This is a genomic window from Achromobacter sp. SIMBA_011, assembly GCF_046535435.1.
In the GTDB taxonomy this organism is placed as follows: Bacteria; Pseudomonadota; Gammaproteobacteria; order Burkholderiales; family Burkholderiaceae_B; genus Achromobacter; species Achromobacter dolens.
In genome coordinates this window covers 1-261 of record NZ_JAWRWN010000695.1, presented here as the reverse complement: position 1 = coordinate 261, position 261 = coordinate 1, and the positions used below count along the sequence as shown (strand labels likewise).

General features: G+C 73.2%; 1 pseudogene. It reads left to right on the top strand.

What is annotated here, in order from left to right:
- Window positions 1-261: pseudogene (locus SB816_RS32730) on the top strand (hypothetical protein); the annotation flags it as partial.

Below are 261 nucleotides of genomic sequence, written 5' to 3'. Positions count from 1 at the left end.
ACCGTATTCGCCGCTGCGTGCCTGCTGGCCGCCTGCGGCGGCAACAGCGTCAGCACGCCGCCGACCGCCAACAACGGCGGCGGCTCCAGCGGCACGAGCGGTACCAGCGGCACGAGTGGCACCAGCGGTACGGCGACCGGCACCAACGGCGTCGTCAGCACGGTCGGCCAGACCGCGACCGACCTCGGCAGCACGGTCGGCAACATCAGCGTGCCGGGCCTCGGCGACGGCGTGACGAAGGGCGTCGGCAGCACCATCTCG